27 protein-coding genes are annotated in these 25,832 nt (G+C 61.8%); 6 read left to right on the forward strand and 21 right to left on the reverse strand.

Going from position 1 to position 25,832, the window contains the following annotated elements; genetic code table 11:
- Window positions 1-24: 24 nt before the first annotated feature.
- The 7 genes from CHC01_RS17330 to CHC01_RS17360 all read right to left on the reverse strand — a co-directional run bounded on the left by CHC01_RS17330 (window position 25) and on the right by CHC01_RS17360 (window position 7,536).
- The gene (locus CHC01_RS17330; protein WP_089265450.1) at window positions 25-1,908 is read right to left on the reverse strand and encodes a feruloyl-CoA synthase; all 1,884 of its coding nucleotides are present in this window, start codon (window positions 1,906-1,908) and stop codon (window positions 25-27) included.
- Between the two features lie 65 nt (window positions 1,909-1,973).
- Window positions 1,974-2,765 carry a crotonase/enoyl-CoA hydratase family protein gene (locus tag CHC01_RS17335; RefSeq protein ID WP_089265451.1) on the reverse strand — a complete coding sequence of 264 codons (792 nt, stop codon included), beginning with the start codon at window positions 2,763-2,765 and terminating at the stop codon, window positions 1,974-1,976.
- A 173-nt stretch (window positions 2,766-2,938) separates the two neighbouring features.
- Window positions 2,939-3,874, reverse strand: coding sequence for a cyclase family protein (locus tag CHC01_RS17340; RefSeq protein ID WP_089265452.1), 936 nt, complete (start codon window positions 3,872-3,874; stop codon window positions 2,939-2,941).
- Window positions 3,875-3,968: 94 nt separating this feature from the next.
- On the reverse strand, window positions 3,969-4,433 hold the full coding sequence (locus CHC01_RS17345; RefSeq protein WP_089265453.1) for a DUF3237 domain-containing protein: 465 nt from the start codon (window positions 4,431-4,433) through the stop codon (window positions 3,969-3,971).
- A 4-nt stretch (window positions 4,434-4,437) separates the two neighbouring features.
- On the reverse strand, window positions 4,438-5,748 hold the full coding sequence (locus CHC01_RS17350; protein WP_089265454.1) for a TRAP transporter large permease: 1,311 nt from the start codon (window positions 5,746-5,748) through the stop codon (window positions 4,438-4,440).
- A gap of 5 nt (window positions 5,749-5,753) precedes the next feature.
- Window positions 5,754-6,248 (reverse strand): TRAP transporter small permease, encoded by a 495-nt coding sequence (locus tag CHC01_RS17355; protein WP_231081064.1) that lies wholly within the window; start codon window positions 6,246-6,248, stop codon window positions 5,754-5,756.
- Between the two features lie 265 nt (window positions 6,249-6,513).
- On the reverse strand, window positions 6,514-7,536 hold the full coding sequence (locus CHC01_RS17360) for a TRAP transporter substrate-binding protein (protein ID WP_089265456.1): 1,023 nt from the start codon (window positions 7,534-7,536) through the stop codon (window positions 6,514-6,516).
- Window positions 7,537-7,742: 206 nt separating this feature from the next.
- Here CHC01_RS17360 and pobA point away from each other — a divergent pair, with 206 nt between their 5' ends.
- Both pobA and CHC01_RS17370 read left to right on the forward strand, forming a co-directional pair.
- Complete coding sequence (gene pobA, locus CHC01_RS17365; protein ID WP_089265457.1) at window positions 7,743-8,915, forward strand: 4-hydroxybenzoate 3-monooxygenase; 1,173 nt, start codon at window positions 7,743-7,745, stop codon at window positions 8,913-8,915.
- Window positions 8,916-9,167: 252 nt separating this feature from the next.
- On the forward strand, window positions 9,168-9,587 hold the full coding sequence (locus CHC01_RS17370; RefSeq protein WP_089265458.1) for a PaaI family thioesterase: 420 nt from the start codon (window positions 9,168-9,170) through the stop codon (window positions 9,585-9,587).
- A gap of 6 nt (window positions 9,588-9,593) precedes the next feature.
- On the opposite strand, the gene CHC01_RS17375 is transcribed toward CHC01_RS17370, so the two are convergent.
- The gene (locus CHC01_RS17375; protein ID WP_089265459.1) at window positions 9,594-10,493 is read right to left on the reverse strand and encodes a LysR family transcriptional regulator; all 900 of its coding nucleotides are present in this window, start codon (window positions 10,491-10,493) and stop codon (window positions 9,594-9,596) included.
- Between the two features lie 123 nt (window positions 10,494-10,616).
- Between CHC01_RS17375 and CHC01_RS17380 the strand changes: the two genes are divergently transcribed.
- Window positions 10,617-11,243 carry a pyridoxamine 5'-phosphate oxidase family protein gene (locus CHC01_RS17380; RefSeq protein WP_089265460.1) on the forward strand — a complete coding sequence of 209 codons (627 nt, stop codon included), beginning with the start codon at window positions 10,617-10,619 and terminating at the stop codon, window positions 11,241-11,243.
- Window positions 11,244-11,256: 13 nt separating this feature from the next.
- On the opposite strand, the gene CHC01_RS17385 is transcribed toward CHC01_RS17380, so the two are convergent.
- Both CHC01_RS17385 and CHC01_RS17390 read right to left on the reverse strand, forming a co-directional pair.
- Complete coding sequence (locus tag CHC01_RS17385; protein WP_089265461.1) at window positions 11,257-11,982, reverse strand: glutathione S-transferase family protein; 726 nt, start codon at window positions 11,980-11,982, stop codon at window positions 11,257-11,259.
- A gap of 58 nt (window positions 11,983-12,040) precedes the next feature.
- Window positions 12,041-12,244 (reverse strand): hypothetical protein, encoded by a 204-nt coding sequence (locus CHC01_RS17390; protein ID WP_089265462.1) that lies wholly within the window; start codon window positions 12,242-12,244, stop codon window positions 12,041-12,043.
- A gap of 104 nt (window positions 12,245-12,348) precedes the next feature.
- On the opposite strand from CHC01_RS17390, the gene CHC01_RS17395 reads away from it, so the two are divergent.
- Window positions 12,349-13,047 carry a helix-turn-helix transcriptional regulator gene (locus CHC01_RS17395; protein ID WP_089265463.1) on the forward strand — a complete coding sequence of 233 codons (699 nt, stop codon included), beginning with the start codon at window positions 12,349-12,351 and terminating at the stop codon, window positions 13,045-13,047.
- A gap of 60 nt (window positions 13,048-13,107) precedes the next feature.
- Window positions 13,108-13,437, forward strand: coding sequence for a YkgJ family cysteine cluster protein (locus CHC01_RS17400; protein ID WP_089265464.1), 330 nt, complete (start codon window positions 13,108-13,110; stop codon window positions 13,435-13,437).
- 11 nt (window positions 13,438-13,448) lie between these two features.
- Here the strand turns inward: CHC01_RS17400 and CHC01_RS17405 are convergent, their stop codons facing one another.
- The 4 genes from CHC01_RS17405 to CHC01_RS17420 form a co-directional block, all read right to left on the reverse strand.
- Window positions 13,449-13,865 (reverse strand): hypothetical protein, encoded by a 417-nt coding sequence (locus CHC01_RS17405; RefSeq protein ID WP_089265465.1) that lies wholly within the window; start codon window positions 13,863-13,865, stop codon window positions 13,449-13,451.
- A gap of 156 nt (window positions 13,866-14,021) precedes the next feature.
- Entirely contained in the window at window positions 14,022-14,426 is a 405-nt protein-coding gene (locus CHC01_RS17410; RefSeq protein ID WP_068735395.1) for a DUF3307 domain-containing protein, read from the reverse strand.
- Window positions 14,427-14,596: 170 nt separating this feature from the next.
- Window positions 14,597-15,442 carry a DUF6537 domain-containing protein gene (locus tag CHC01_RS17415; protein WP_089265466.1) on the reverse strand — a complete coding sequence of 282 codons (846 nt, stop codon included), beginning with the start codon at window positions 15,440-15,442 and terminating at the stop codon, window positions 14,597-14,599.
- A 15-nt stretch (window positions 15,443-15,457) separates the two neighbouring features.
- Entirely contained in the window at window positions 15,458-16,117 is a 660-nt protein-coding gene (locus CHC01_RS17420; protein ID WP_089265467.1) for a Crp/Fnr family transcriptional regulator, read from the reverse strand.
- Between the two features lie 200 nt (window positions 16,118-16,317).
- Here CHC01_RS17420 and CHC01_RS17425 point away from each other — a divergent pair, with 200 nt between their 5' ends.
- Window positions 16,318-17,124: an enoyl-CoA hydratase/isomerase family protein gene (locus tag CHC01_RS17425; RefSeq protein ID WP_089265728.1), complete on the forward strand. Its 807-nt coding sequence runs from the start codon at window positions 16,318-16,320 to the stop codon at window positions 17,122-17,124.
- Between the two features lie 138 nt (window positions 17,125-17,262).
- On the opposite strand, the gene CHC01_RS17430 is transcribed toward CHC01_RS17425, so the two are convergent.
- The 7 genes from CHC01_RS17430 to CHC01_RS17460 form a co-directional block, all read right to left on the reverse strand.
- Window positions 17,263-17,940, reverse strand: a complete 678-nt coding sequence (locus CHC01_RS17430) for a nitroreductase (RefSeq protein WP_089265468.1) — start codon at window positions 17,938-17,940, stop codon at window positions 17,263-17,265.
- Window positions 17,941-18,108: 168 nt separating this feature from the next.
- Window positions 18,109-19,350 (reverse strand): acyl-CoA dehydrogenase, encoded by a 1,242-nt coding sequence (locus CHC01_RS17435; RefSeq protein ID WP_089265469.1) that lies wholly within the window; start codon window positions 19,348-19,350, stop codon window positions 18,109-18,111.
- A 120-nt stretch (window positions 19,351-19,470) separates the two neighbouring features.
- Window positions 19,471-20,715, reverse strand: a complete 1,245-nt coding sequence (locus tag CHC01_RS17440) for an acyl-CoA dehydrogenase (protein ID WP_089265470.1) — start codon at window positions 20,713-20,715, stop codon at window positions 19,471-19,473.
- A gap of 12 nt (window positions 20,716-20,727) precedes the next feature.
- Entirely contained in the window at window positions 20,728-21,855 is a 1,128-nt protein-coding gene (locus CHC01_RS17445) for an acyl-CoA dehydrogenase family protein (protein WP_089265471.1), read from the reverse strand.
- A gap of 32 nt (window positions 21,856-21,887) precedes the next feature.
- Window positions 21,888-23,762 (reverse strand): AMP-binding protein, encoded by a 1,875-nt coding sequence (locus CHC01_RS17450; protein ID WP_089265472.1) that lies wholly within the window; start codon window positions 23,760-23,762, stop codon window positions 21,888-21,890.
- Window positions 23,763-23,840: 78 nt separating this feature from the next.
- Window positions 23,841-24,647, reverse strand: coding sequence for an enoyl-CoA hydratase/isomerase family protein (locus CHC01_RS17455; protein WP_089265473.1), 807 nt, complete (start codon window positions 24,645-24,647; stop codon window positions 23,841-23,843).
- Between the two features lie 207 nt (window positions 24,648-24,854).
- Window positions 24,855-25,613: an SDR family NAD(P)-dependent oxidoreductase gene (locus tag CHC01_RS17460; RefSeq protein ID WP_089265474.1), complete on the reverse strand. Its 759-nt coding sequence runs from the start codon at window positions 25,611-25,613 to the stop codon at window positions 24,855-24,857.
- Window positions 25,614-25,832 lie beyond the last annotated feature (219 nt).

Genomic DNA, 25,832 nt, shown 5'->3' on the forward strand with positions numbered 1-25,832 from the left:
CTGCCGTTCATTGGCGGCTTTCAACTAGATCCCGATCACTTTCGCGACTTCCGGATTCCCATAGATATCGTCGATCAACCTGGCGCGATACTCCAGCACCGCGCGCTGATTGACCGAGCCCTTGTCCGTGACCTCGCCGCGATCGATGGACAGCGGTGTGTCGAGCAGCACCGCCTTGGCAATCCGCGTGGAGGACCCCGTCGCGCCAGCCATGAAACGTGCGAGGCGCTCACGGAACGCGTTGCGGACGATCGGATCATTGGCTGCCGCAGCGAGGTCGGCCGCAGGAAGATCGGGATTGATCACACGGCAGCCATCGAGATCGAGAATAACGAGAGCTGCGAGTTCGTCGCGGTTGATGCCGGCGATGACGACATCACGCACCAGCGGCGCGCAGGTGCCGACGAAGCGCGCGCGCAGCGGGCCAACACTGACCCAGGTGCCGCTGCCGAGCTTGAAATCCTCGGAGATGCGGCCGTCGAAATCAAAACCGGCGGAGAGATCATCGGGATCGACGGCCTTCAGCGCATCGCCGAAGATGTAATAGCCTTCCTCGTCGAACGCCTTCGCGGTCAGTTCCGGCTCGCGCCAATAGCCCGGTGTGATGTTCGGCCCCTTGGCGCGGACTTCCATCTTGCCATTGTTCGGCACCAGCTTGGCGTCATTGCCGGGCACCGGAAGGCCGACATGGCCTGAGCGACTGGTCACCGGGTTGACGCACATGAAGAAAGGGGATGTCTCGGTAGCGCCGAGGCCGGTGAGCATGGGCACACGCACACCCGTTGTCTGCACCGACAGCTCATCGAGGCTGTCCCAGACATAGGCCGACAGCGCTGCGCCGGAAAAGAACATTGCGTGCAGCCGCGCGAAGAATTTTTCGCGCAACGCAGCGTCTTCACGCAAATACGGCAACAACGATTCATACCCCTTGGGGACGTTGAAATAGACCGTCGGCGAGATCTCGCGGAGATTACGAATTGTCTGTTCGATACCCGCGGGCGTCGGCTTGCCGTCGTCGAGATACATCGAACCGCCATTGAACAGCGTCAGCCCGATATTATGATTGCCGCCAAAAGTGTGATTCCACGGCAGCCAGTCGATGATCACCGGCGGCTCGTCCTTCAGGAAGGCCAGTGTATCGCGCAGCATGATCTGGTTGGCGCACATCATGCGCTGTGTATTGATCACGGCCTTCGGATTGCCGGTGGAGCCGGAGGTCAGCAAAAACTTCGCAATGGTATCCGGACCGATGGCTGCGTTCGCAGCGTCGAGATTGGCGGCCTCCGGCGTCACGAGCAGATCGGAGAGTTTGGTCACGCGCCGGTCCGGCAGAGCGCCGGTGGAAACGACAACTTCGGTGTCGGCCGGTACATTGAAGTGAATAGCGTTCGTGAATGCATTGGCGTCATCGACAAAGACCAACCCCGGCGTCAGCAGCTTCATGAGATAGCCGAGCTTGCCGTAGTCCTTCGATACCAGCGAATAGGCCGGCGACACCGGCGCGTAGGGAATGCCAGCATAGAGCGCGCCGAAAGCGATCAATGCGTGATCGACCGAATTGCCGGAGAGAATGACGATGGGCTTGTCGGCGGACAGCTCGCGCGACAGCAGCGCCGAGGCGATGTGGCGCACCGCATCCAGCATCTGCGCGTAAGTGACTTCACGCCAGCCGCCGCCTTCCGCGCGCTCAGCCATGAAGACGCGATCCGGCGCTTCCCTGGCCCAGTGATGCAGATAGTCGGTGACACGGTCCGGATAGTCGCCGATGGCATTGGTCGGACGCAGATAGATGGTGCCGTCGTCGTGGCGCTCGATGGTGACCGCGGGATCGCCATAGGAAATCGGCCGCAGCGGATGCGCGGTTATCGCCCGCCTTGTCTGATCGATTTTGTCGGCACTTGCAGACATTGTTTCCGCCCTGTGTATTCGTCCCGATTGTTGCTTTTATTTTTGTTCGTTGTCGTCTTGCAGGATTAGCCGGGCTTCACCTTGCCGGCCTTGCGCTCCAGAAAATCCCTGATGCGATTTTTCGCCTCCTGATCGCTCTGCGCCACCGAGGCCATCAGCGCTTCGAGCATCAGGCCTGTTTGCGGACTGGCTTCGGCGATCAGCGGCAAGGCCTGCAGCACAGCAAAATTTGTCAACGGTGCGTTCTGCGCGACACGCTCGGCAAGCTCTATGGCCTTGGGCAAGGCGCCGCCGGCTTCCGTCAGATACTGCGCGAAGCCGAGCGCCACGCCCTCCCCCGCCTTGTAAACACGGCCGGTGAGCATCATGTCGGCCATCCGGTGCACACCGATCAGGCGCGGCAGACGCATCGAGCCGCCACCACCGACGAAGATACCGCGGCTGCCTTCCGGCAGCGCGTAATAGGCCGAGGGATCGGCAACGCGAATATGCGCGGAGCAAGCCAGTTCAAGGCCGCCGCCGATCACTGCGCCCTGTAGTGCGGCGATCACTGGGACGCGGCAATGCTGGATGATATCGAACACCCGGTGCCACATCCGCGAATGCATCAAGCCGGCTGTCGCGTCGCGCTCGGTGAGTTCGGACAGATCGAGACCCGCGGAAAAATGCCCGCCGATGCCGTGGACGACGACGGCACCGATTTCCTCGGGCAGCGACGCGAAGCAACGCTCGATGTCCAGGATCAGTCCATCGTTCAGCGCGTTGCGCTTGGCAGGACGGTTCAGGCCCACGATCAGCACGCGGCCTTGGGTTTCGATCTGGAGCATGGCAGCGGTAGCGGCGACGGCTTGGTTCATGAGCGCGATTAGGTCCTGGCTAGAATAATTATATCTTATAACGAATAGCGCATGAGTCAATCTTGCGGTGCAATAGGTTGATCTCGTCCTGCATAAAGTCAGGTATTCCGGTGCGACAGCGATCCGGTCTCGCCTGCCCCGCAGAACAGACCGGATCGCGTCTCCTACGATGGTTAGCGGATGGCCACCGGGTTGATCATGCTCTGTACACCACCCTTGAAGCGGGGCTGACCGAGCACGAACAGGAACTCGTAGCCTTTGTCCTTGGCCAGTTCGGATGTGTCCATGTTTTCGAGGATGTAAGTTCCGTTCATCGCCAGAAGTATCTGGTGGATTTCAAATACATTGCCGGTTTCGAACGGCAGCACCTCGACGCCCCAGGTATCGGCGCCGACCGCGACAACACCCTTGCTGGTCAGATATTTGGCGCCCTCGGCGCCAAGGCCAGGCTCGCCGGCATTGTAGCGTTTATCGTCCTTACCGAGCAGGCTGAGCCATCCGGTGTGGAACAGCACGACGTCGCCTTGCCTGATCTCAACGCCCTGCGCCTTGGCGACCTCCTCGATTTCCTTGACGTTGAAAGCAGTGCCTTCCTTGACCACGTCAGTCTTGTAGTAAGCCGCCATGTCCAGCAGCACGCCACGGGTGACGAGCGGCGGCACCTTGTCGATGCCGAGTTTCTTCAGGCCGTTGGCATCGCCGAAATCGGCGACTTTGTTGCCATTGTAATAGACGTGGTTGACGCCGAGATGGCCGAGCCCGTCCATCTGGCTGCCGACGCCGACCCAGCCGTTGAGCATGTCGTCGTTGTAGGTCGCGTGATTGGGACCGAGCCCGGGGTTGCCGGCCTGACCGGGCTGCACCACGGTGATCTTGAAACCGCGGGGCGGATAGGCCGGCGTATCCGCGCCCACCGGAATGCCGAGTGCATAGGTCTTGCCGGTCTTCACCAGTTGCGCGGCAGACTTCACGAGGTCGGGCTTCATGTAGTTCGCGGCGCCGATTTCGTCGTTTGGCCCCCATTTGGATTTGGTCCAATCCTGCGCAGATGCAGGCAAAATGACTGCTAGCACAGAAATCGAACACCCAAGGACGCAAGCTTTCAGCATGTTGTATCCTCCCGATATGCGCCGGCTTTTGCCGGTCAACGGTAGTTAACAACACGAAGTGGGAGAAAGTAAGCACGGCCCGACTACGCAGGCCTCACAGCACCTGATGCACCGCAAGCTCCACCCGATCGGGATGCCGTGCTCCGACGCCGATGAACAGGTTCTGCATCAGCCAACGATACTTGGGATGCCCTGTCTCGAACCTCGGCACCGAGCGGAAATAGATCAGCGCGGGATCGACCGCCTCGCCCCGAGCGATGCGATCAAGCGCCTCCTTCGGGCCAAAGCGGACGCCTATATTCTCGATATAGATCACGGCCCCGTCGTCGAGCTCGAACGTATATTTCGCTTCCAGCTCGGTGAAGCCATCCGGACGGATAATCTGAAAATCGGCGCCGCCCGAATGGATCGTACCCTTGATGCCCTCGCCCTGCACAGTGCCGCCAAGGACCGGGATGACCCGGCGGATGCCATATCCGAGATCGCCGGCCACGATCGGCGCGCCGACCTTGATCGACAGGCTGAAGACATACTTCGTCGCAAGCTGCGGTGTCGTCATGATGTCATCCAATCATCCGCATCGGCAGCCAGGTGGCAATCAGCGGGAACAGGATCAGCAGCACGAGACGGATCAGGTCGGTAACCACGAATGGCAGCACGCCTTTGAATATCGTCGACATGCTGACGTCCTTGATCACACTCTTGATGACGAACACGTTCATGCCGACCGGCGGATGAATCAGGCCGAGCTCGACGGTCATGACGATGACGATGCCGAACCAGATCGGATCGAAACCAAGCGCCATGATCACCGGAAACACGATCGGCACGGTGAGGATCACCATGGCCATGGCATCCATCAGGCAGCCCAGCACCAGATACATCAGGAGGATCAGCGCCAGCACGCCGTAGGGGCCGATGCCGAGGCCGGTGAGGAACTCGGTGACGTGCTGCGGGGTCTGGGTAATCGTGAGAAAATAGCCAAAGCACAGCGCACCGATGAGCACGGTGAACACGGCGGCAGCGGTCCGCGTCGCTTGCAGCAATGACTGCAGGATGCCGTCCTTGTTCAGCTTGCCGCGCAGCACGCCGATGATGAAGGCGCCGACCGCGCCGACCGCACCGGCTTCGGTCGGGATGAAGAAGCCGCCATAAAGGCCGCCAATCACGAAGACGAACAGCAACAATGGCGACCAGACATCGCGGATCGCCGCGGCGCGCTCGCGCCACGAGGCTTTCGGGCCAGCCGGCAAGAAGCCCGGCTTGACCACGCCGATGATCGCAATGGTGATCATGTGCATGACGATAGCGAGCAGGCCCGGCACGATGCCGGCGATGAACAGCTTGCCGATGTCTTGCTGGGTAATAATGCCGTAAACCGCCAATACCGTGGACGGCGGCAGCATCGCGCCGAGCGTGCCGCCCACGGCGATGACACCCGTGGCGAAGCTCTGCGGATAATTGAAACGCCGCATTTCCGGATAGGCAACGGCGGAGAATGTCGCGGCCGTCGCCACCGACGACCCGGAGATCGCGGCAAAGCCGCCGCAGGCGGCGATGGTCGCGATGCCCAATCCGCCCTTCCAGTGGCCGACAAAGGTGTTGGCCGCGCGAAATAGTTCACGGCTGATACCCGACACCGAAACGAAGGCGCCCATCAGGAGGAACATCGGGATCACGCCAAAGGAATAGTCCGTCACCGTCCGCATGGTAGTCTGGCCGACCAGTTTCAGCGCTGGCGCAAAACCAGTGAGATAGCCAAAGCCCGTGATGCCCACGAGCCCCATCGCCATGCCAACCGGCACGCGCAACAGCATCAACACGAACAGGCTGACAAAGCCGATGACGGCAACCGCTTCGTTACTGAGATCCATGCGATTTACTCTGCCGTCTTGATTTCGGGTTCATGCATCTCTTCCGGATGGAAGATCAGCCTGTAAGTGCGGATCGCGATCAACAGCACCGCCGAAACGTCGCCGATCCATGACAGCAGGAAGAACGGCCAGACCGGCAGTTGCAGATCCATGGTGACGATGTGGCTCGAATAAGTGTCCACAACCTTGTCGAACAGCGTGTAGGTCTGCACGGTCACGACGAACAGCAGCACCAAGGTTGCGAACACGTCGATCCAGCGCTGATACTTTGGCGTGGCATTGGCCCAGACCAGATCGACGGTGATGTGCGAGCCGCGATAGGACGTCGCGGCGATGCCCCAGAAGATCAGCACGCCAAGCATGAACTGGCCGATATTGTAGTAATCGGGGATCGTGACTGCGAAGAATTTGCGCATGAACACCGCGATGAAGGTATTCAGCGCGACGATGCCGACAAAGAACGCGGCGATCCACTCGATGGAATCGATGAAGCGATCCATCACGTTCTTGCGGGGCGGCTCCGGCGGAATGCCGAGGGCGCTGGATTGGGAGATTTCGGACGTGGCGGTCATCGTCGATGTCACAATGCTCAAGAGGAGAAGCCAGCCTCCGCCCTCTCGATCGTCATGCCCGGGCAGCGCGAAGCGAACTTCACTAGATGACCCGGGCATTCATCTTCTGGGGGACGAAGGAAAGTGGATGGCCGGGTCAAGCCCGGCCATGACGTGGTGAGAGGTCCGTGCGATCAACGGACTCGGCGGAAAGCTACAGCCCCGCGTCGTGCTTCTTCAGCATCGCCTTGAGGTCGGCGTCGATGGCATCGGCATCGCCGCCGGCCTTCTTCACGGCCGCAGCCCAGGCGGCGTTGAGCGGTTGAACGCCCTTCTTCCACTCGGCGAGCTGCTCGGGCGTCAGCTTGTAGACCTCGTGATCCGGAAGCGCCTTCATCTTGGTGCGGCCATTGGCTTCGAAGTCGACCCAGGGATCGGTGACCTTGGAGGCCCATTCCGGTGTGCAGTGATCGTCGATGATCTTCTTCTGCGCTGCGGACATGGAATTATACTTGGCGAGGTTGATGTTGTAGGTGAACACCGTCGAATAGAGCGGCACGTCGATGTGATACTTCACCACCTTGTCGATGCCGAACAGGAAGATCGAGCCCCACGGGAACGCGATCTCGTCGGCAACGCCGCGCTCGATCGCATCGCGCGATTCCGGCGCAGAGGCCTGCACATTGGTCCCGCCGAACAGCTTGACCATTTCGCCGATGGTGCTCTGCGCCGGGCGGACCTTCACGCCGTTGAGGTCTGACGGCACGACGATCTTCTTCTTGCCGTGGATCGATCCGGGATCGTGGATGAAAGCGAAGCACAGCTTCGTGTCCTTCATCTCGGTCTTGGCATATTTCTGATACCACTCGTTGAGCGCGAGGGTGCCCTTCTTGCCGTCCGAGAACACGAAAGGCAGCTGGCCTGCGGCCACGATGGGGAAACGGCCGGGCTGATAGCCGGGATTCACATAAGTGATATCGGCGATACCATCGCGCGCCATGTCGTAATGGTCGAACGCCTTGCCGAGCTGTTCGGAGGGGAACACCGACATCTTGATGCTGCCGCCCGAGGCCTTCTCGATATCGGCCGCCCAGGCCTGTGTGGCCGGCACCAGCGGATGCGCCGGCGGCACCCACAGCGATACTTTCATATTGACGGTTTTGTCTTGCGCCTGCGCCGGGCTCATTGCCGTCGTCAGACAGCCCGCCGCCAGCAATGCAAAGATTGCCCTTTTCATCGACGTCTCTCCCTCTACGTCCGTTTGGACGTGTTCTCTCGAACCTGTTCACCGGACCTTGAATGGCCCTTTGCGAATATTGTTATATGTTATAATCATCGTTGCAAGCGGTGTGATCGCACGCGTTGCGGAGCCAGTGTCGCGACCCCGCTTGACTTGTCAACTCAGTCGGACGACAGAGCCTATATCAACCGCGGGAGCAAGCGTTGCGAACAAAAGTTGCCATCATTGGAGCTGGTCCGGCTGGAATGTTGCTAGGGCAACTATTGCATGCCTATGGGATCGATAACGTTATTCTGGAGCGCAAGGATCGGGACTATGTCCTCGCCCGCATCCGCGCCGGCGTGCTCGAACAGGGCACCGTTGGCCTCTTGGAAAAGCTGGGGATTACCGAGCGCCTGCATCACGAAGGCCTGATCCATGACGGGATCGAACTTCTGTTCGGCGGAATTCGCCACCGCCTCGACCTGAAGAAGGCATCCGGCGGTAAGGGCGTTACCGTCTACGGCCAGACGGAAGTCACCCGCGACCTGATGGATGCCCGCGACAAGGCAGGGCTGACCACGGTCTATGACGCCGACAATGTCTCGCTGCATGATTTCGACGGCACAAGCCCCCGCGTCCGCTACGTCAAGGACGGCGTAAGCCACGAGATCGCCTGCGATTTCATTGCCGGCTGTGATGGGTTCCACGGCGTCTCGCGCCAGAGCGTTCCGGCCTCCGCCGTACAGACCTTCGAGCGCGTCTATCCGTTCGGCTGGCTCGGCCTGCTCTCGGATACGCCGCCAGTGTCGCATGAGCTGATCTACACCAATCACCAACGCGGCTTCGCGCTGTGCTCGATGCGCTCGATGACGCGCAGCCGTTATTACGTCCAGTGTTCCCTCGACGAAAAAGTCGAGAACTGGACCGACGACATGTTCTGGGACGAGTTGCGCCGTCGCCTCGACACGGAGGCCGCCGAAAGCCTCATCACCGGCCCATCGCTGGAGAAGAGTATCGCGCCGCTGCGTAGTTTTGTCGCGGAACCGATGCGCTTCGGAAGGCTCTTTTTAGCCGGCGACGCCGCCCACATCGTGCCGCCGACCGGCGCCAAGGGGCTCAACCTTGCGGCCTCCGACGTCCATTACCTGTCAATGGCGCTGCGCGAATTCTACGATGAGAAATCCTCGAGCGGTCTCGACTTCTATTCAGCGGTCGCGCTGAAGCGGGTCTGGAAAGCCGTGCGCTTCTCGTGGTGGATGACCTCGATGATGCACCGCTTCCCCGACAATGACGGCTTCGGCACCAAGCTGCAGCAGGCCGAGCTGGACTATGTCGTACATTCGGATGTCGCGACGGCGTCGCTGGCGGAAAATTATGTGGGACTGCCCTATTAGGCCTTCCCACTCACACTCTGCATGTCGTCACCCGGCTTGACCGGGTGCCCCAGTAAAGACCGGCAAGTGTGATGACCCGAACCGCCTGCGTCTACCGGATCGCCCGCTTTCGCAGGTGACGACAGACTGAGTTTGGCGTTATCGCTGTCACACCTGTTTTAAACATCCCGTCAGACCCGTTTCAAACTTTGTTGGCCTGTCCTTTGCGCGTGCTTTCGTTTCTATGGCGCAAACAATCCAGATGGATGTGCCATGACCGACACCGCGATCCCCCACGGCTTCGCGCCACACTATCGCAAGAGCCCCCTCACCACGCCATGGGAACCGATCTATTCAAAGGTGACGGAGACCAATGTCATCCTCGGCCTCCGCATTGCTGAAGCGCATACCAATTCGCGCCGCATGGCGCATGGCGGGCTGATCACGGCGCTGGCCGACAATGCGATGGGCCTGAGTTGCGGCCATGTGCTCGGAGGCGGCACACGGCTGCTCACCGTGAATCTCTCTGCTGATTTTCTCGGCTCCGCGCAGATCGGGCAATGGCTGCAGATCGAGACTGAGGTCATCAAGACCGGCAAGCGTCTCTGCTTTGCGCAGGCACTAATCACGGCAGACGGCGAGCCGTGCTCCCGGGCCAACGGCACGTTCAGCGTCGCGCCACCAAAAACGTAGCGATGGCTATCGCTTGCTGAAATCCCACTGGCAGGTTTCGGCGGCGAGGTCGATGAAGACGCGCACTTTAGCCGATAGCAGTCGCGACGTCGGATAGACGATGTGAATCGGCACCACCGGCGGCTCGAACTTCGTCAGCACGCGCTTCAGCCGCCCCGCCGCCAGCCCCTCCGCAGCCTGATAGGCCAGCACGCGAGTCAGGCCGCCACCGTGCTCGGCGTGCCAGATGGCGGCATCGGCGACATCGGTGGTGAAGCGCGGCGTATGCGTGATGCGAACATCCCGGCCATCACGCACGAAGCGCCATTCCGGCGCGGACGCGATCGAACCGAACTGGATCGTGTCGTGCTTTGCGATATCCTCCGGTGCCGTCGGCTGGCCGCGCTGCGCCAGATAATCCGGCGACGCCACCACGATGCGCGACATGGTGCCGAGGTTGCGCGCCACGAGGCTGGAATCGGCGAGATCGCCGATCCGCACCGCGACATCGATGCCGTCCTCGACCAGGCCGACCATGCGATCGGTCAGCCGCAATTCACCCGAGACATCGGGATAGCGCTGCAGATAGGCCGAGATCAGCGGCGTCACATGCAGCCGCCCGAAGCCGACTGGCGCCGAGACGACCAGACGCCCGGTCGGCCTGGCGCGTTCGGCCTGTGCGGAGCCTTCGGCCTCCTCGATATCCGCGAGAATCTGGCGCGCTCGTTGCAGATAGCGCGCGCCGACATCGGTCAGCATCACCGAACGCGTGGTCCGCTGCAGCAGGCGGGCGCCCAGCCGTTCCTCCAGCGCCGCCACCATGCGGGTGACCGCCGACGCCGAGAGTCCGAGCTTGCGGGCCGCAGGCGCAAACCCCTGCAGGTCCGCCACGGCGACGAAGACGGTCATGGCTTCGATGCGATCCATCGAACCATTTCATATCCAGCAATAATGAAGTGTCAATTCCGATGATTGTTCTTGTGCGAGGAAATAGCCAACTTGGGGCGGCGGGAACGCATCCCGTCCCAAGCTCCAATCAGGGAGTAAGTCATGTCAGACATCCACACCTCTTCCAGCGACATTGCCTTCACGCCGACCGTCAAGGCGATCCAGACGCGCAAGGGGTCGCGTTCCAGCTATGCGCATGTCGAGGAAAACGGCGGCTGGCGCACCGAGATCGACGACAATCTCGCAGCGTTTCTCGCCGAGGCGAACAGCTTCTTTCTGGCTACCGCCAGCGCTGACGGTCAGCCTTATATGCAACATCGCGGCGGGCCGAAGGGCTTCGTGAAGATCCTCGACAAGCAGACGCTGGCCTTTGCGGACTATAGCGGCAATCGGCAATACATCACCCAGGGCAATCTCGCCGAGAATCCCAAGGCCAACATCTTCATCATGGATTATGCACATCGCCGACGCGTCAAGCTCTGGGGCACCGCGCGGGTGGTCGAGGACGATCCGGCGCTGCTGGCGTCGCTAATGCCGCAAGGTTATCGTGCCAAGCCGGAACAAGTGATCCTGTTCACGATCGCCGCGTGGGACACCAATTGCCCGCAACATATCCCGCAGAAGTTCGATGCCGCCGATGTTGCAGCAGTACTGGCAGCGCGCGATGCGCGAATTGCGGAGTTGGAAGCAGAACTGGCGACGCTGAAGGGGGCAGCGTCGCCGCATTGAAGGCGACACAGCCTCAGGCAGCGACGCTGCACTGCCAGACGTGTTCGGGATAATACTCTGCCATCATCCGATCCACGTAGGTGACGAGGTTGCCATAGCGGTGCAACTGACGCTGCAGGGGCGACGGAAACAACGGCGACAGGATCCCGGCCAGAACGCCGAATGCGGTCGCATCGACACCGGCCGGGCGGTTGCTCATCAAGTGAGACTTCCCGGCCAGCAGCACCGACAGAGCCATCAGCGAACGATCCGCGAGTTGCAGCGCCTCATCGGCAGGATGCCGGCCGAGGCCATTCGCCAGATGGTTCTGAATGACGGATTTGCGCGCGGATGCACGAATCTCGTCGCGCTGCCCTTCGGGAATGCCGTCGAAGAAATGCGACGGTCCCTTGGCGAAATTATCGGCATCGACCCAGCGCACGCCGACCAGCGACCAGTAGAGGTGATGCTCGATCATCCGCTCGATCGCCCAGGCCTGAGCGCGCTGGGCGAGATCGAGACCCCTATCGAAATCGACGTCATACTTGCGTTCGATATAGGCGCGGATAAAGGTGGAGTCGGCAATGCACTCAGCGCCGTCATCGATATAGGGCATCTGCCCTTTCGGCGAATCCTGCGGCCGTGCCGGTTGCTTCTCATAGGGCAAGCCGGCCATCTTGAGCTGGACTTCCGTCTTGGTAACGAAAGGGCTGATTTCCGGCAGGCCAAAGCCTGCACCTGCGCCGTGAAGGACGATCATGTGGTTTCTCCAAGTGATAGGGACAAGAGACTAGGCAGTCGCTGCTGCCACCGTGGTGTCAGCAGCCGTCACGCCGGGTCGCGCCGGCGACCCAGACACGCGTCTGGACCGCCGCGGTGGAAACCATGCGCCAGCCGAGCCCGATCAGGGCCCAGCGGAGGTCGCCCGACAGGACGAGAATGGCGCGTTCCAGCAGCCATGCCCGGATGCGCCAGAGCCGGTCATCATGCGAAAATGCCTCGAGGCTATCGAAAGCGGTCATTGCAGAATCCTTCGTTCGTTTGAACCTGGGTCCTGTATGACTGCCCCCTGCTGCCAACATGCTGTCAGCATCGACAGCGGACCAACACGGACAGAGAGACGACGATGAGACGCGCAGACCGCCTGTTTCAGATCATTCAGGTACTCCGGCGCACGCGGAAGCCGCTAACGGCGGACGCCATTGCCGCCGAACTGGAAACGTCCAAGCGGACGATCTATCGCGACATCGCGACGCTGATGGCACAGCGCGTCCCGATCCGCGGCGAAGCCGGCATGGGCTATATCCTCGAACGCGGCTTCGACATGCCGCCGCTCATGCTGACGCCCGACGAGATCGAAGCCGCCGTGCTCGGCGCACAATGGGTGATGGGGCACGCCGATCCGGCATTGGCCAAGGCGGCACAGGATCTCATCGCGAAGATCGCGGACACCGTGCCCGAGCGCTTGCGCCCCTTCGTGCTGGAACCCGCGAGCCGCGCGCGGCCGCATTTCCGCGGCACCGCCGACAGCATGGATATGGTGCAGATGCGGGCGCATATTCATGCGGGCAAGAAGGTCCGGCTGCTTTACCGCGACGAAGCCGGTCGCGACAGCGAGCGCATCGTCTGGCCGATCGCGGTGGGCTACCTGGAAGCCGTGCGGCTGCTGGCGGCCTGGTGCGAGCTTCGCAAGGATTTCCGCAGTTTTCGAACCGACCGAGCGATCGAGGCACATTTCCTCGATGAGAAGTATCCGGAACGGCGCGAGACGCTGCGCAGCAAATGGCGCAAGACGCTGAGCTGGGAGCGGCCACAGGATACCTGAAACAGCCAAGCCTGCATCTGCACGGCTGGTGAAACCCGCCCGATCGCGATAAACCGCGGCATGACAAGCAATGCCACCACGATCAGCGACGCCAGCCCATGCCAGGCCTGTGGTGCGTGCTGTTCGTATTCCAGCAACTGGCCGCGCTTCACCATCGAGGACGATGCCGATCTCGATCTGATCCCGGCCAAATATGTCAACGACCGTGAATCGGGAATGCGCTGCGACGGAGACCGCTGCAGCGCATTGACCGGAAAGGTTGGAGAGGCAACAGCCTGCGGGATTTATGCTGTGAGGCCGGACGTGTGCCGGACCTGCATGCCCGGCGATCCCGAATGCGCCATGGCGCGACGCCGGCACGGGCTGCCAATTCTGGCAGCCGCAGAGTAGTTAATGTCAGCTCACGCCGTGACGGTGTAAGCGAGTTCCTTGTCATCCAGCTCGTCGTCGAGATCATCATCCATCGGCGCCAGCGTCGAGAGCGGCTTGGTCGACAGCGTGATGGCCTTGCGGTTGTGATAGGCCGACACCGAAGGACGCGCCACAGCGGTGTCGTGCGACAGCGCGTAGAGCGTGGAACCAACGCGGCCACCGAATTCGATCAGTTCGCGTTCGCTGCAGCTCGATGCGATCGAGATCGCCAGAGCGTGGAGATGACTGCGGCGATAGCAAAACAAGGCCAGCATCGCACGGACATCGGATGAAACGCTGGCCACGAGATGGGGCAGGCCATTTTCATTTGCACGATACATTGCACCGAGCAGATCTTCCTCGACGGGGCAAAAATCGTTCTCAAAAGCTTGACGGCTGGACCGCATGGGGTTTCTCCTCGATAATGAGGATGCGGTTGAATTTCCTAACGCAGGGTTAACCAACAGCCTTAATGGCCGCGTGCGACTCTTGAGTAACAGTTTGAAATGTGGCAGCCGTGCCCTGCTACCGCCACATTGGAACTCGATGCGTTCAAACGCGCATCAGCTGTTGGCGACGATGAAGATGGCCAGGAAGAAGTCGGTCAGGTGATGAAGCGCCTGATCGATGCCGATCAGCCACCAGAACCAGCGATGGCCCTGCGTCACACCGAAATGCGATACGCAGATGCCCTTGAGCCGATCGATGGTGATGTGGATCGCGAAGTCGACCAGTCCCAGGAACCAGAGCTTGGGTTGTACAACGGCAATGAACAGCGTTGTCAGCACGCCATGGATCGCGCAATGCGCCAGCAGCGGCAGCGCCCATCCGGTCCGTTGATCCTTGCCTATCGCCATCCAGGCGTTTTGCAGCAGGAAATCAGCGATCACGTGCTTGACGGTGAGGACGAGCATCCACCCGACGAGCCCGCCCAGAGCAATCGACGACGACATTGCAGGAAACAACAAGCTGACGTCCCTCTCACCGGTCACGACAGGCTGGCCCGCTTAGCCGGCCCGATCACTCGCCCTATTTATGACACTCCGAAACCGGGAATGCACGCCGCGGAACCGAAAACCCACCGCTTCCTGCAGAGCCAGCCTGGACGGGAAAACACTGCGCACGCTCCACTTTCTCGCTAGTTCAGGACGGCATGCGCCCGGAGTTCGCCGATCGCCTTGCGTAATTGGTCACCCTTCGGGTCGCGCGGCACCGCACGTGCACGCGTGATCGCATCCGCCAGGTCGGTGATAACCAGCGTCCCATCGAAAGCCGGCTTGGCTAGTCCGTCGATGATCTGATGCCAGGCGGCCATGCCCTGCCGATAGCCCGTGCCGTAACCTTCGATCATGGTTGCCGTCTGCACGATGGCCATTGCCGCGTCCGGCTGCCTGGTCAGTGCCCGATCAATCATGTGCAGCCAGCGTTCGACCCAGACGCGCTCGGTTTCATAACGCGTCGACAACAGGCGCCAACGTCGCAGCCAGGATTCGAACTCAAGGCGCTTGATGCCCCAGATGCTCGCCTTGCTGAAACGGATCGGCACCGTGCGATGCGCACAATAGATGCGCTCGAGCGCCCACATCAGGGGATCGCCGACGATCTCCGGCAATGCCGACACCAACTCGTCGAGGCGAAAACGCCGCCTGTCGACGACGGGCGGCCGGCCGGGCATCACGGGCTCCTGCAGCTTGAGCTGCGCGATGCGGATCGGATCGTGATAGCTCATGCGCATCGTGAGCAGCCGCGCAATCTCGCTAAACAGTTCGTCGCTGACGTTGCGCCGTCCGACAAAGCGACGCAGCCGGTCGCTGTAGAGCTGCGCGTAGACTGCGCTCTGATAGTTGATCAACAGGGCCACGCCATCTTCCGCCACAGGACGCACCGCAGCCGGCAGCCCCACCGGCAAAACCGGCGCTGCAGGTTCGCTCCTGTTCGCCAGCTCGGCGAGCGTGGAGCGGATGACGTTGATGAAACCTGCCACGGGACGTCCTGATGCTTATGCGTGCTGCGGCGCCATGGGCAATGCGGGCGCGTCCTGCTTCATCAGACGCGCTTCCAGCTTGTCGATATTCTCGAACAATCGCGCGCTGGCGAGACGCAGGAAGAAGAAACCGAATTCCGGATTCTGCACGTAGAGCTCTTCGACCTGGCTGTAGCTGACGCTGAGCACCATGCCGGGCTCGATACATTCCAGCGTCTGGGTGCGTTCGTTCAAGGGCGACAGCATGCCGAGTTCACCGACAATGGCGCCGACCGGCAATTCGATCCCGGATTCGACGAGACGATAACGGCCACTGACGATGTAGAACATGTCTTCGGCCTTCTCGTCCTTGTAAAACAACACCTCACCGGCCTTACAGGGACGCTTGGTCATGAACGGCTTCAGCCATTCCATCGACAGGTCCGAGTTCACCGACTTTTTCACATCCTGGACCAATTGCAGCATCTGGCGCAGGCGGTAGATGTTGAGCGGCAGCAGTACCGCATGCAATGCCATGGTCGGATAGTTGTGGGTCGGGATCGAGATCGCGATTAGCAGGACATTGGCCATGATGCCAAACACCCGCAGCGGAATCATCGTCCGCATCGTGGCGGTCGCGACCACGAAGATCGTGGCGGCGGCGCTGCCAAAGTGATGGAGATAGGACATATCCATGGGAGCAAACCGGGTTTCCAGGAACGGCCGCACCGTCCTCCGCGACTATGAAGCGCGAATGACCGGGCCTTTGCAGCCGCAATATAGCCCATCTGGTTAAAATAGCCCGTGTTGCGACCCGCAAAAATCACGGAGTCGTGCGCAGATTGACGCGATCCGCCGGTGCGGGCACCGTCGCTCGCATCCCAAAGGAGAACAACATGTCGGAAACGACGGAAACCGCATCTGACCAGTCCTCGCCCCCCATTCTGACCATCGACGGCCCCCGCGCCACCATCCGCCTGAACCGCCCCCAGAAGCTGAACCGGCTGTCCCAGCTCGACCTGGACACCTTGGTACAGCTGTTCGATCGCGTAGAGGCGAATCGCGCCGTCCGGGTGCTAGTGCTCACCGGCACCGGCCGCGCTTTCAGCGCCGGCTTCGATCTCAATGCGATCTCCGAACGGGCTGCCAGCGCGCCCAAGCCCGTGGCCGAAGGTTCGTCCGGATCGGCCTTTGAGGCCGTGGCAAACCGGCTGGAGGACCTGACGCTCCCGACGATCTGCCGGCTCAATGGCGGCGTCTATGGCGGCTCCACCGACATGGCACTGGCCTGTGACTTCCGAATCGGCGTCGACACCTGCGAGATGTTCATGCCGGCCGCCCGGCTCGGCCTTCATTATTACAAAGGCGGTATCAAACGCTATGTGAGCCGGCTCGGGGTCGACAACGCCAAGCGATTGTTTCTCACCGCGCAGAAGCTGGAAGCCAGCGAACTGCTGCGGATCGGCTACCTCACCGCCATGGTGCCGGCCGAGGCGCTGGACGAGGAAGTCGACAAGCTCGCCATGGTTCTGGCCGGCAACGCCCCGATCGCCATGCGCGGCATGAAGCAGGCGATCAACGAATTCGCCCGCGGTGAACTGGATGAGGCTGCCGCCGATCAGCGCGCGCGGGACAGCATGCGCGGCAATGAGATCAAGGAAGGGACGAAGGCGTTCGCGGAGAAACGGGCGCCGAGGTTTTAGGCTTCACTCGTCATTCCGGGGCGCGCGAGCTCTTGCTCGCGTGAACCCGGAATCCCGAAGTGTTCAGCCATGCTGAGATTCCGGGTCCGCCTGCATGCGACTTCGCCGCATTCCGGCGCCCCGGAATGACAGCCAAGATCACTCCACAAACGTCGCCACATCGCCTAACTGCGCGCGGTTCGTTCGGTAGCTGTTGACCTTGTGCTCGCGGTCCGGATAGCCGAACGAAATGCCACAAACGACGCGGCGGTCGTCGCTCATGCCGAAATGCCGGCGCACCACGGCGGAATGAAATGCCAGCGCCGCCTGCGGCACGGTCGCGAGGCCCAATGCCTGGGCGGCGAGCATGAAGTTGTTCACGTAACCGCCGCAGTCCACGGCGCCATAGACGCCGAGCGCCTCGTCCGACGTGATGATCGCCACATGCGGCGCGCCGAAGAAATTGAAGTTCTGCAGCGCCTGCTCGGCATAGGCCGTCTTGTCGCCGCGCGCGATGCCCAGCGTATTGTAGAGCTGGAAGCCGCTTTCGCGACGGCGGTCCAGATAGACCCCGCGATATTCGCGCGGAAACGGGAAGTCGCCCGAATTCGGCGTACCCGCGGCCGCGACGGGATAGAGCACGTCGCGAAACTTCTTGGTGGCTTCACCCGACGTGATCGTGACCTGCCACGGCTGGCTGTTGCACCACGACGCGGTCTTCTGCGCGGCATTGAGAATGCGGTCGATGATCGCGCGCGGCACCTGCTCGGTCTTGTAGGCGCGACAGGAGTAACGCGACGCGAGGAGATCTTCGAGCGTATCGATGGAGTCGGTCATGGGAGCCTCTGTCGTCGCGACTTCCTTCTCCCCTTGTGGGAGAAGGTGGCACGGCCGAAGGCCGTGACGGATGAGGGGTACGGCTGGGCTCGGAGCTTGTGGCACCCCTCACCCGTCCGCGCTTCGCGCGGCCACCCTCTCCCACAAGGGGAGAGGGGAAGAAAGAGCTTACCGTCCCTTGGTCGGGACCTTGTTAAACGGCACGTCCTTGTCGACGCGGATGTCGCCCGGCAGGCCGAGCACGCGCTCGGCGATGATGTTGCGCAGGATCTCGTCGGTGCCACCGGCAATGCGCATTGAGGGCGAACCGAGAATCGTCGCCTGAAATTCGCCGGCCGCTTCCGCATCGGCACCGACCAGCGCGCCGGAGGCGCCCTGCAGGTCGGCGGCGAACATCGCGATGTCCTGCATCATCATGCCGGAGACCAGCTTGCCGATGGAGTTCTCCGGACCCGGACGCTCGCCCTTCGACAGCGCCGAGATCGAGCGGTAGCTGGTGTATTTCAGGCCGGAATTCTTCACCGCCCAGCTTGCGAGCTTGGAGCGCACATTGGGATCGTCGATGGCGAGACCGTCTTCCAGCATCAGGTTGCTGCAGAACTCGAACAACTCCGGGAAACCCGTGGCGACGCGGGAGCCGATCGACATACGCTCATTCATCAGCGTGGTCAGCGACACGTTCCAGCCGTCACCGACGGCGCCGAGCCGCTGGCTATCCGGGATCCTTACATTGGTGAAGAACACCTCGTTGAATTCCTGCATGCCATTGGCCTGCTTGATCGGCTTTACCTCGACGCCCTCACTCTTCATGTCGAGGAAGAACATGGTGAGGCCCTTGTGCTTGGGCACATTCGGGTCAGTGCGGGTGATCAGGATGCCATAATCAGAGTAATGCGCGCCGGAGGTCCAGATCTTCTGGCCGTTGACGATCCAGTCGTCACCATCCTTCTCCGCGCGGGTACGAAGGCCAGCGACGTCGGAACCACCGGCGGGCTCGGAGAACAGCTGACACCAGACTTTCTCGCCGGAGGCCAGCGGCGGCAGATATTTGCGCTTCTGGTCTTCGGAGGCGTAGGCCATCACGGTCGGGCCGCACATGCCCTGCCCGATGGCGAAGGGCCGCGCGAGCTTGTCATAGACGCCCTCTTCCTGCTGCCAGATTACGCGCTCGATCGGCGTCGAGCCGCGGCCGCCATATTCCTTCGGCCAATGCAGACAGGCCCAGCCGGCATCGGCCTTCTTCTTCTGCCACGCCTTGGCGACATCGAGCATCGCGTCGCGCTTCTCGCTGGCGCGCTTCGCCGATGGCTTGGTCAGCTCAGCTTCCAGCTCCTTCGGTGCGTTCGCATCGATCCACTTGCGCGCGACGGCGCGGAATTCGGCTTCCTGCGGCGTGTCATCGAAATTCATGGCAGTCGTCCTTAATGAGAAAAGAAAGCGTAGGATGGGTAGAGCCCTTGCGAAACCCATCGATGGGCTTGCGCGGACATTGATGGGTTTCGCCGCGCTCTACCCATCCTACAGGCTGACTTATCGTCCCTTGGTCGGGATCTTGTTGAATGGCACGTCCTTGTCGACGCGAATGTCGCCGGGGAGACCCAGCACGCGCTCGGCGATGATGTTGCGCAGGATCTCGTCAGTGCCGCCTTCGACGCGCGTGGCGGGCGAGCGCAGCAGCATCGCCTGGAACTTGCCGGCGACCTCCGCATCCTCCGGCCCGTTGAGCACGCCGGCCGCACCCTGCAGATCGAGCGCATAGGTCGCGACATCCTGCAGCATGGCACCCGCAACGAGCTTGCCGATGGAGTTTTCCGGACCCGGACGTTCGCCGCGCGACAGCGCCGAGATAGCGCGGAAGCTGGTGTAGCGAAGTCCGCTGGCGCGCACCGCCCAGCTGGCGAGCTTGGAGCGCACCGCGGGATCGTCGATGGCCGGACCGTCATCGAGCATCAGGCCATTGCAGAACTCGAACAGCTCCGGGAATCCCGTGGCAACATTGGCGCCGATCGCCATGCGCTCGTTCATCAGCGTGGTCAGCGACACGTTCCAGCCATCGCCGACGGCGCCGAGCCGCTGCGCATCGGGAATCCGCACGTCGGTGAAATACACCTCGTTGAACTCGGCCTGCCCGTTGGCCTGCTTGATCGGCTTCACCTCGACGCCCGGGCTCTTCATGTCCAGGAAGAACATGGTGAGGCCCTTGTGCTTCGGCACGGTGGGATCGGTACGGGTGATCAGGATGCCGTAATCCGAGTAGTGCGCGCCGGAAGTCCAGATCTTCTGGCCGTTGATGACCCAGTCGTCACCGTCCTTTTCCGCGCGGGTGCGGAGACCCGCGACGTCGGATCCGCCGGCGGGTTCGGAGAACAACTGGCACCAGATCTTCTCGCCGGAGGCCAGCGGCGGCAGATACTGCCGCTTATGCTCCTCGGCGGCATAGGCCATCATGGTCGGGCCGCACATGCCGTGACCGATAATGAAGAGCGCGCCGAGCTTGCCGAACACGCCCTCTTCCTGCTGCCAGATCACCCGCTCGATGGGCGATGCGCCGCGGCCGCCATAGTCCTTCGGCCAGTGCGGTACGGCCCAGCCGGCATCGGCCTTCTTCTTCTGCCAGGCTTTCGCGACTTCCAGAATATTCGCACTCTTGAGCTGAATGCGGCCGAGCGCGGCCTTTTTCAGCTCGTCTTCATATTGCTTCGGCGCATTGGCCGCGATCCAGGCTTTCGCCTCGGCGCGAAACGCGGCCTCCTGTGGGGTGTCATCGAAATTCATCTCGATTGATCCTTACGCCGCATTCTTCTGGCGCATGCGCTCGATCAACTGGTCTTCCCAATAAGACAGTGAGCCGAGCCCGACCGCCACCGCGTTGGAGCGGCGGTAGTAGAGGTGGCAGTCGAACTCCCAGGTGAAGCCCATGCCGCCATGAACCTGGATGTTGTTCTTGGAGCAATGCTGGAACGCCTGCGTCGCGCTGATGCGTGCTGCAGCGGCGGCTTCCGGCAGTTCGGAAGCATTGGTCGAAAGCGCCCAGGCGCCGTAATAGCAATTCGAGCGCGCCAGCGTCGCCGAGACATACATGTCGGCGAGCATGTGCTTAACCGCCTGGAACGAACCGATCTGGCGGCCGAAGGCGATACGGTCGAGCGCGTAGTCGCGGCCCATTTCCAGCGCACGGTCGGAACCGCCGACCTGTTCGAAGCCGATCAGCACGGCGGCACGATCGAGCACCTGCGAGAGAATGCTCCAGCCTTCGTTGGCAACGCCGAGCGGCTCGGCCTTGACGTTCTTGAAGGTAATCTCGGCCTGATTGCGCGACGGATCGATGGAGGTCAGCGCCTTCACCTCGACGCCTTCGCTGGTGAGATCAACCAGAAACAGCGCGATATCGCTGTCGCGGCCGGTGGAGCCGGTGCGCGCGGCGACGATGGCGAAATCTGCGATGGCACCATCGGCCACCGGCTTCTTGGTGCCATTGAGCACGCCATTCGCGGCGGTGAGCTTGATCGCCTTTGGCGACGGATTGCCCGAGCCTTCGAACAGCGCCAGCGTGCCGATGGCATTGCCCTGTGCAATCGCCGGCAGCCACTTCTGCTTCTGCGCATCGGAGCCGGCGAGCAACAGCGCTTCAGCGGCGAGATAAACCGTAGACGAGAATGGCACCGGCGCCAGCGCGCGGCCCATTTCCTCGGCGATCACGCAGAGTTCGAGATGACCGGCACCCGAACCGCCAAACGCTTCCGGGATGGCGACGCCGAGGAAGCCCATGTCAGCCAAGCCCTTCCAGAGCTCACGATCATAGGGCGCCTTGCCGTCGATCACGGCGCGCACGGCTTTCGGCGGGCACTTCTCGGTGAGAAAACGCCGGGCCTCATCGCGGAGCTGCTTCTGGTCGTCGGAGAAATCGAAGTTCATGGCGGTGTACTCTGTTCTGATCGATGGAAAGTCTAGTTGAGGATGATGACGTCTTCGCCGGGGTGCTCGGCGTAAAGCTGGGCGACCAGTGCCGCGCGACGTTCGAGGCCGGCGCGTTGGTTGATGTAGCCCTTGTCGGTGAGTTCGTTGCCGTCGATGGACGCCGGCTCGACCATGAACATCGCGCGCGCAATGCGCCTGCTGCTGGCGCCTTCGCACGACGCATTATGTGCCTGCAGCCCCTTCTTCAGACAGGCAAGAACCGCGGGATGTTTCACCACATCGGCAAATGTCGCCTCGGGCTCGCCGATCATGATGCGGCAGGCCGGCAGGTTGGGCCAGGCGAGCACGCCGATATAGGGGCGATCCTGTCCCGTGATCAGCGCGTCCTGCACCACCGGCGTCGCCGTAGCGATCACATCAGTGCGCAACGAGCCGACATGCACGAAGGTGCCGGTCGTCAGCTTGAAGTCCTCCACCACGCGGCCGGAGAAGATCAGGCCCTGCACGGGGTCATTGTCGTCGACGAAAATGCCAGCGTCGCCGATCTTGTAGAAGCCTTCCTCGTCGAAGGCCGCTTTGGTGAGGTCCGGCTGGCGATAGTAGCCCGGCATCACGTTGACGCCGCGCAAGCGCAATTCGTATTTCGAATCCACCGGCACCATCTTGAGTTCGACACCGGGGAACGGCAGGCCGATCAGGCCGACGCGCTCGGTGTCCCAATAGGTGCCGGTGGAGGTCGGCGACGTCTCGGTGCAGCCCCAACCGGTATAAAACACGATGCGCTCGCCGGTGGCGCGCACGGCCAGCGCCTGCATACGCTCATAGAGATCGTCAGGGAGACGCGCGCCGCCATAGGCCATCAGATTCAGGTTCTTGAAGAACGAGCGCGCCAGCGCATCGTCTTTCTCCATCGCGCTGGCGATGGCAGCATAGCCGGCGGGAACATTGGCGTAATAGGTCGGCGAGATCTCGCGCAGATTGCGCAATGTCTCATCGATCATCCCGGGCATCGGCCGGCCGTCGTCGATATAGAGCGTGCCGCCATCGATCAGCAGCGGGTTGAACAAAGCGTTGCCGCCCATGGTGTGATTCCACGGCATCCAGTCAAGATAGACCGGCGGCTGCGCGTTCGGATCGCGCGGGCGCGTCTGCATCATCATCGCGGCATTCGCCGTCATCATCCGCTGCGTGTTGATGACCGCCTTGGGCATGCCGGTGGAGCCCGAGGTGAACAGCAGCTTGCCGACCGTATCGGGCATGATCTGGGCGAGCGATGCGTCGACCGTGGGCGTAACCATGGTCGCGACCATGTCGGCATAGGCGGTGCTGGCGATCCCCGTCGGCGGGCGCGCCACATGGATGATCTTGATGTCGGTGAGATCGAGCGCATCCAGCGCCTTCTGGAAGGTCGGCCCGTCCTGCACCACGACCGCGACAGGCTTGATCAGGTCGAACAGATATTTGAGCTTGGCGTGATCCTGGCTCATCAGCGAATAGGCCGGCGACACCGGCGCTGCCGGATGCCGCGCCTGCATCGCCGCCATGGTCATTAGTGCATGCTCGATGGAATTGCCCGAAAGGATCGCAACCGGTCCATCGGCCGCAAGCTTCATGTCGAGTAGCGCCTGGGCCAGCGCATCGGCGGTCCGCTTCGCCTCGCCATAGCTGAGCCGACGCCATTGCCGGTCATCGCCGGCGCGCTGGGCCAGCCAGGTGTGATCGGGACGCTCCTTGGCCCACTTCGCCAGAGACGCCGGCAGATGCGTCTCATAGGGCATCAACGGTATCAGCGACTTCATGACGATGACCCCGTCCGGCCGGCGCTCGACATCGATGTCGCGCTCCATCCAGTGGATCTTGCGGAAGGCGGGCTTTGTCAGCACCGCGGCAGCCTGGGCGTTCATGTGGTTTCTCCCAAAACCGTTCTTGTCGAACCGTGGTCTCGTTTGTCGGACCTTGTATTCGGTGCGTGAGATCACGCTTCAACGTGTGACGTAAACCGGCTTTCGTTTCTCGATGAATGCGCGGATGCCTTCCTCGAAATCTTCCGAGCGGCTGCACAGCACCTGATTGCGATCTTCCATGGCGATCACGGCCTCGATCGAGCCGGCATCCACGGACATGTTGATGCATTCCTTCGACAGCCGCAGCCCCACCGGCGACGCGGTCATCATCGCATCGACATAGGGCGCGGCTGCGGTTTCGAGTTGACCGTCGTCGACAACTTCCGACACCAGCCCGACAGCCAGCGCGCGATCGGCGTGAATGAAGCGGCCGGTGAGGATCAATTCGGACGCAACGGATACGCCGACGAGACGCGGCAGGAAATAGCTTGAGCCGATGTCGCAGCCGCCGAGGCCGAGCTTGATGAAGGCGCAGTTCATGCGCGCCGACTTGGCGGCGATGCGGATATCTGCGGCGAGCGCCAGCGCGAAACCGCCACCGGCGGCAGCACCCTGCACCAGCGCGATGATCGGCTGCGGACAGCGGCGCATCAGCATCACGATATCCGCGATACGGCGCTGAGAATCGAGCGACTCGGTGACGGTGCGCGGCGCATTCTGCCCGGAGCGCGCCGCCATTGCGTGTTTGAGATCGAGCCCGGCACAGAAATTGGCGCCGGCGCCCTTGAGGACGACCACGCGTGTCTTGCGATTGCGCTGCAGGCTTTCGAAATAGTCGTTCAGTGCGTCGATCAGAGCAAGATCGAGCGCGTTCAGACTGTCCGGACGATTCAGTGTCACCCGGTCCACGCCATCGTCGTGTTCGATCAGCAGTGGATTAGACACACGCGCTCTCCCGTTTCACTCGTTGGCGCCTTGCCGACGCTCATTGCCGCGCCCTCTCCCCTTGCGGGAGAGCGCAGCGCAGGAGTTAGAAACAAACTCACTTGGGAGAGGGGCGCCACAACGAGCCCTCTCCCGCCTTCGCTTGCTCAGGCACCCTCTCCTGCGGCGCGCGGCTACGCCGCGCTGGGCGAGAGGGGAAGACAAGTACTACCGCGGCGCCATACGGATGGCGCCGTCGAGGCGGATGGTTTCGCCGTTCAACATCGGGTTCTCGACGATGTGGACCGCGAGGTTGCCGTATTCCGAGGCGTCGCCGAGGCGGGCCGGATGCGGCACCTGCGCGCCCAGGCTGGCGCGGGCTTCCTCGTTGAGGCCCATCAAAAGGGGCGTCAGGAACAGGCCCGGCGCAATCGTATTGACGCGGATCTTGCTGGAGGCGAGATCGCGGGCAGCCGGCAGCGTGAGGCCCACAACGCCCCCCTTCGAGGCGGAGTAGGCGATCTGGCCGATCTGGCCTTCATAGGCGGCGACGCTGGCGGTGTTGATGATGACGCCGCGTTCCTCGCCGATCGGTTCGGCGGTGGCAAGCTGCTCGGCGAACAGACGCAGGCAGTTGAAGGTACCGATCAAGTTCACCATGATGACATTGGTGAACTTCTCGAGCGGATAAACGCCCTGCTTGCCGACGATGCGCTGCGAACCGCCGATACCGGCGCAGTTCATCAGCACGCGCGCGGTACCATGCGCAGCCGCTGCCTTGGCGAGCGCCGCCTTGACGTCATTCTCGCTGGTGACGTCGCCGACGGTGGCGACGCCCTTAACTTCGGCAGCGACCTTCTCGGCATTGTCCTGCGCGCGGTCGAACACGGCGACCTTGGCGCCCTTGGCAGCCATCGCGCGCGCAGTCGCGGCGCCGAGACCCGAGCCACCGCCGGTGATGAATACGGCTACGTCTTTCAACTGCATCGATAATGCCTTTCCTTGGGCGTTTCTGATCGTTTCTTGAATTTTGGATCGCGACGAAAAAGAAAAAGAAGAAGAAGTGGTCCTTGGGCGTTTTCTTGGTTGTTGTTCTTGGAACTGGTCCTTGGGCGTTTCTTATTTTTGGTTCTTGAATTTGGTTCCTTGGGCGTTTCCCGACGTTTTTGAATTTTCTTGGCAGTTTTCCTTGGGCCGTTTCTTCTG

The organism is Tardiphaga sp. OK246 (assembly GCF_900188215.1).
Lineage (GTDB): Bacteria > Pseudomonadota > Alphaproteobacteria > Rhizobiales > Xanthobacteraceae > Tardiphaga > Tardiphaga robiniae.

Bases quoted from the DNA above. Each gene is read 5' to 3' on its own strand.
- CHC01_RS17385 (WP_089265461.1), bottom strand. From the start codon at position 11,982: ATGATCGTCCTTCACGGCGCAGGTGCAGGCTTTGGCCTGCCGGAAATC.
- CHC01_RS17380 (WP_089265460.1), top strand. From the start codon at position 10,617: ATGTCAGACATCCACACCTCTTCCAGCGACATTGCCTTCACGCCGACC.
- CHC01_RS17435 (WP_089265469.1), bottom strand. From the start codon at position 19,350: ATGAATTTCGATGACACGCCGCAGGAAGCCGAATTCCGCGCCGTCGCG.
- CHC01_RS17420 (WP_089265467.1), bottom strand. From the start codon at position 16,117: ATGGATATGTCCTATCTCCATCACTTTGGCAGCGCCGCCGCCACGATC.
- CHC01_RS17370 (WP_089265458.1), top strand. From the start codon at position 9,168: ATGACCGACACCGCGATCCCCCACGGCTTCGCGCCACACTATCGCAAG.
- CHC01_RS17355 (WP_231081064.1), bottom strand. From the start codon at position 6,248: ATGGATCGCTTCATCGATTCCATCGAGTGGATCGCCGCGTTCTTTGTC.
- CHC01_RS17345 (WP_089265453.1), bottom strand. From the start codon at position 4,433: ATGACGACACCGCAGCTTGCGACGAAGTATGTCTTCAGCCTGTCGATC.
- CHC01_RS17460 (WP_089265474.1), bottom strand. From the start codon at position 25,613: ATGCAGTTGAAAGACGTAGCCGTATTCATCACCGGCGGTGGCTCGGGT.
- CHC01_RS17440 (WP_089265470.1), bottom strand. From the start codon at position 20,715: ATGAATTTCGATGACACCCCACAGGAGGCCGCGTTTCGCGCCGAGGCG.
- CHC01_RS17360 (WP_089265456.1), bottom strand. From the start codon at position 7,536: ATGAAAAGGGCAATCTTTGCATTGCTGGCGGCGGGCTGTCTGACGACG.
- CHC01_RS17350 (WP_089265454.1), bottom strand. From the start codon at position 5,748: ATGGATCTCAGTAACGAAGCGGTTGCCGTCATCGGCTTTGTCAGCCTG.
- CHC01_RS17430 (WP_089265468.1), bottom strand. From the start codon at position 17,940: ATGACCGACTCCATCGATACGCTCGAAGATCTCCTCGCGTCGCGTTAC.
- CHC01_RS17330 (WP_089265450.1), bottom strand. From the start codon at position 1,908: ATGTCTGCAAGTGCCGACAAAATCGATCAGACAAGGCGGGCGATAACC.
- CHC01_RS17400 (WP_089265464.1), top strand. From the start codon at position 13,108: ATGACAAGCAATGCCACCACGATCAGCGACGCCAGCCCATGCCAGGCC.
- CHC01_RS17445 (WP_089265471.1), bottom strand. From the start codon at position 21,855: ATGAACTTCGATTTCTCCGACGACCAGAAGCAGCTCCGCGATGAGGCC.
- CHC01_RS17405 (WP_089265465.1), bottom strand. From the start codon at position 13,865: ATGCGGTCCAGCCGTCAAGCTTTTGAGAACGATTTTTGCCCCGTCGAG.
- CHC01_RS17450 (WP_089265472.1), bottom strand. From the start codon at position 23,762: ATGAACGCCCAGGCTGCCGCGGTGCTGACAAAGCCCGCCTTCCGCAAG.
- CHC01_RS17335 (WP_089265451.1), bottom strand. From the start codon at position 2,765: ATGAACCAAGCCGTCGCCGCTACCGCTGCCATGCTCCAGATCGAAACC.
- CHC01_RS17375 (WP_089265459.1), bottom strand. From the start codon at position 10,493: ATGGATCGCATCGAAGCCATGACCGTCTTCGTCGCCGTGGCGGACCTG.
- CHC01_RS17425 (WP_089265728.1), top strand. From the start codon at position 16,318: ATGTCGGAAACGACGGAAACCGCATCTGACCAGTCCTCGCCCCCCATT.
- CHC01_RS17340 (WP_089265452.1), bottom strand. From the start codon at position 3,874: ATGCTGAAAGCTTGCGTCCTTGGGTGTTCGATTTCTGTGCTAGCAGTC.
- CHC01_RS17390 (WP_089265462.1), bottom strand. From the start codon at position 12,244: ATGACCGCTTTCGATAGCCTCGAGGCATTTTCGCATGATGACCGGCTC.
- CHC01_RS17395 (WP_089265463.1), top strand. From the start codon at position 12,349: ATGAGACGCGCAGACCGCCTGTTTCAGATCATTCAGGTACTCCGGCGC.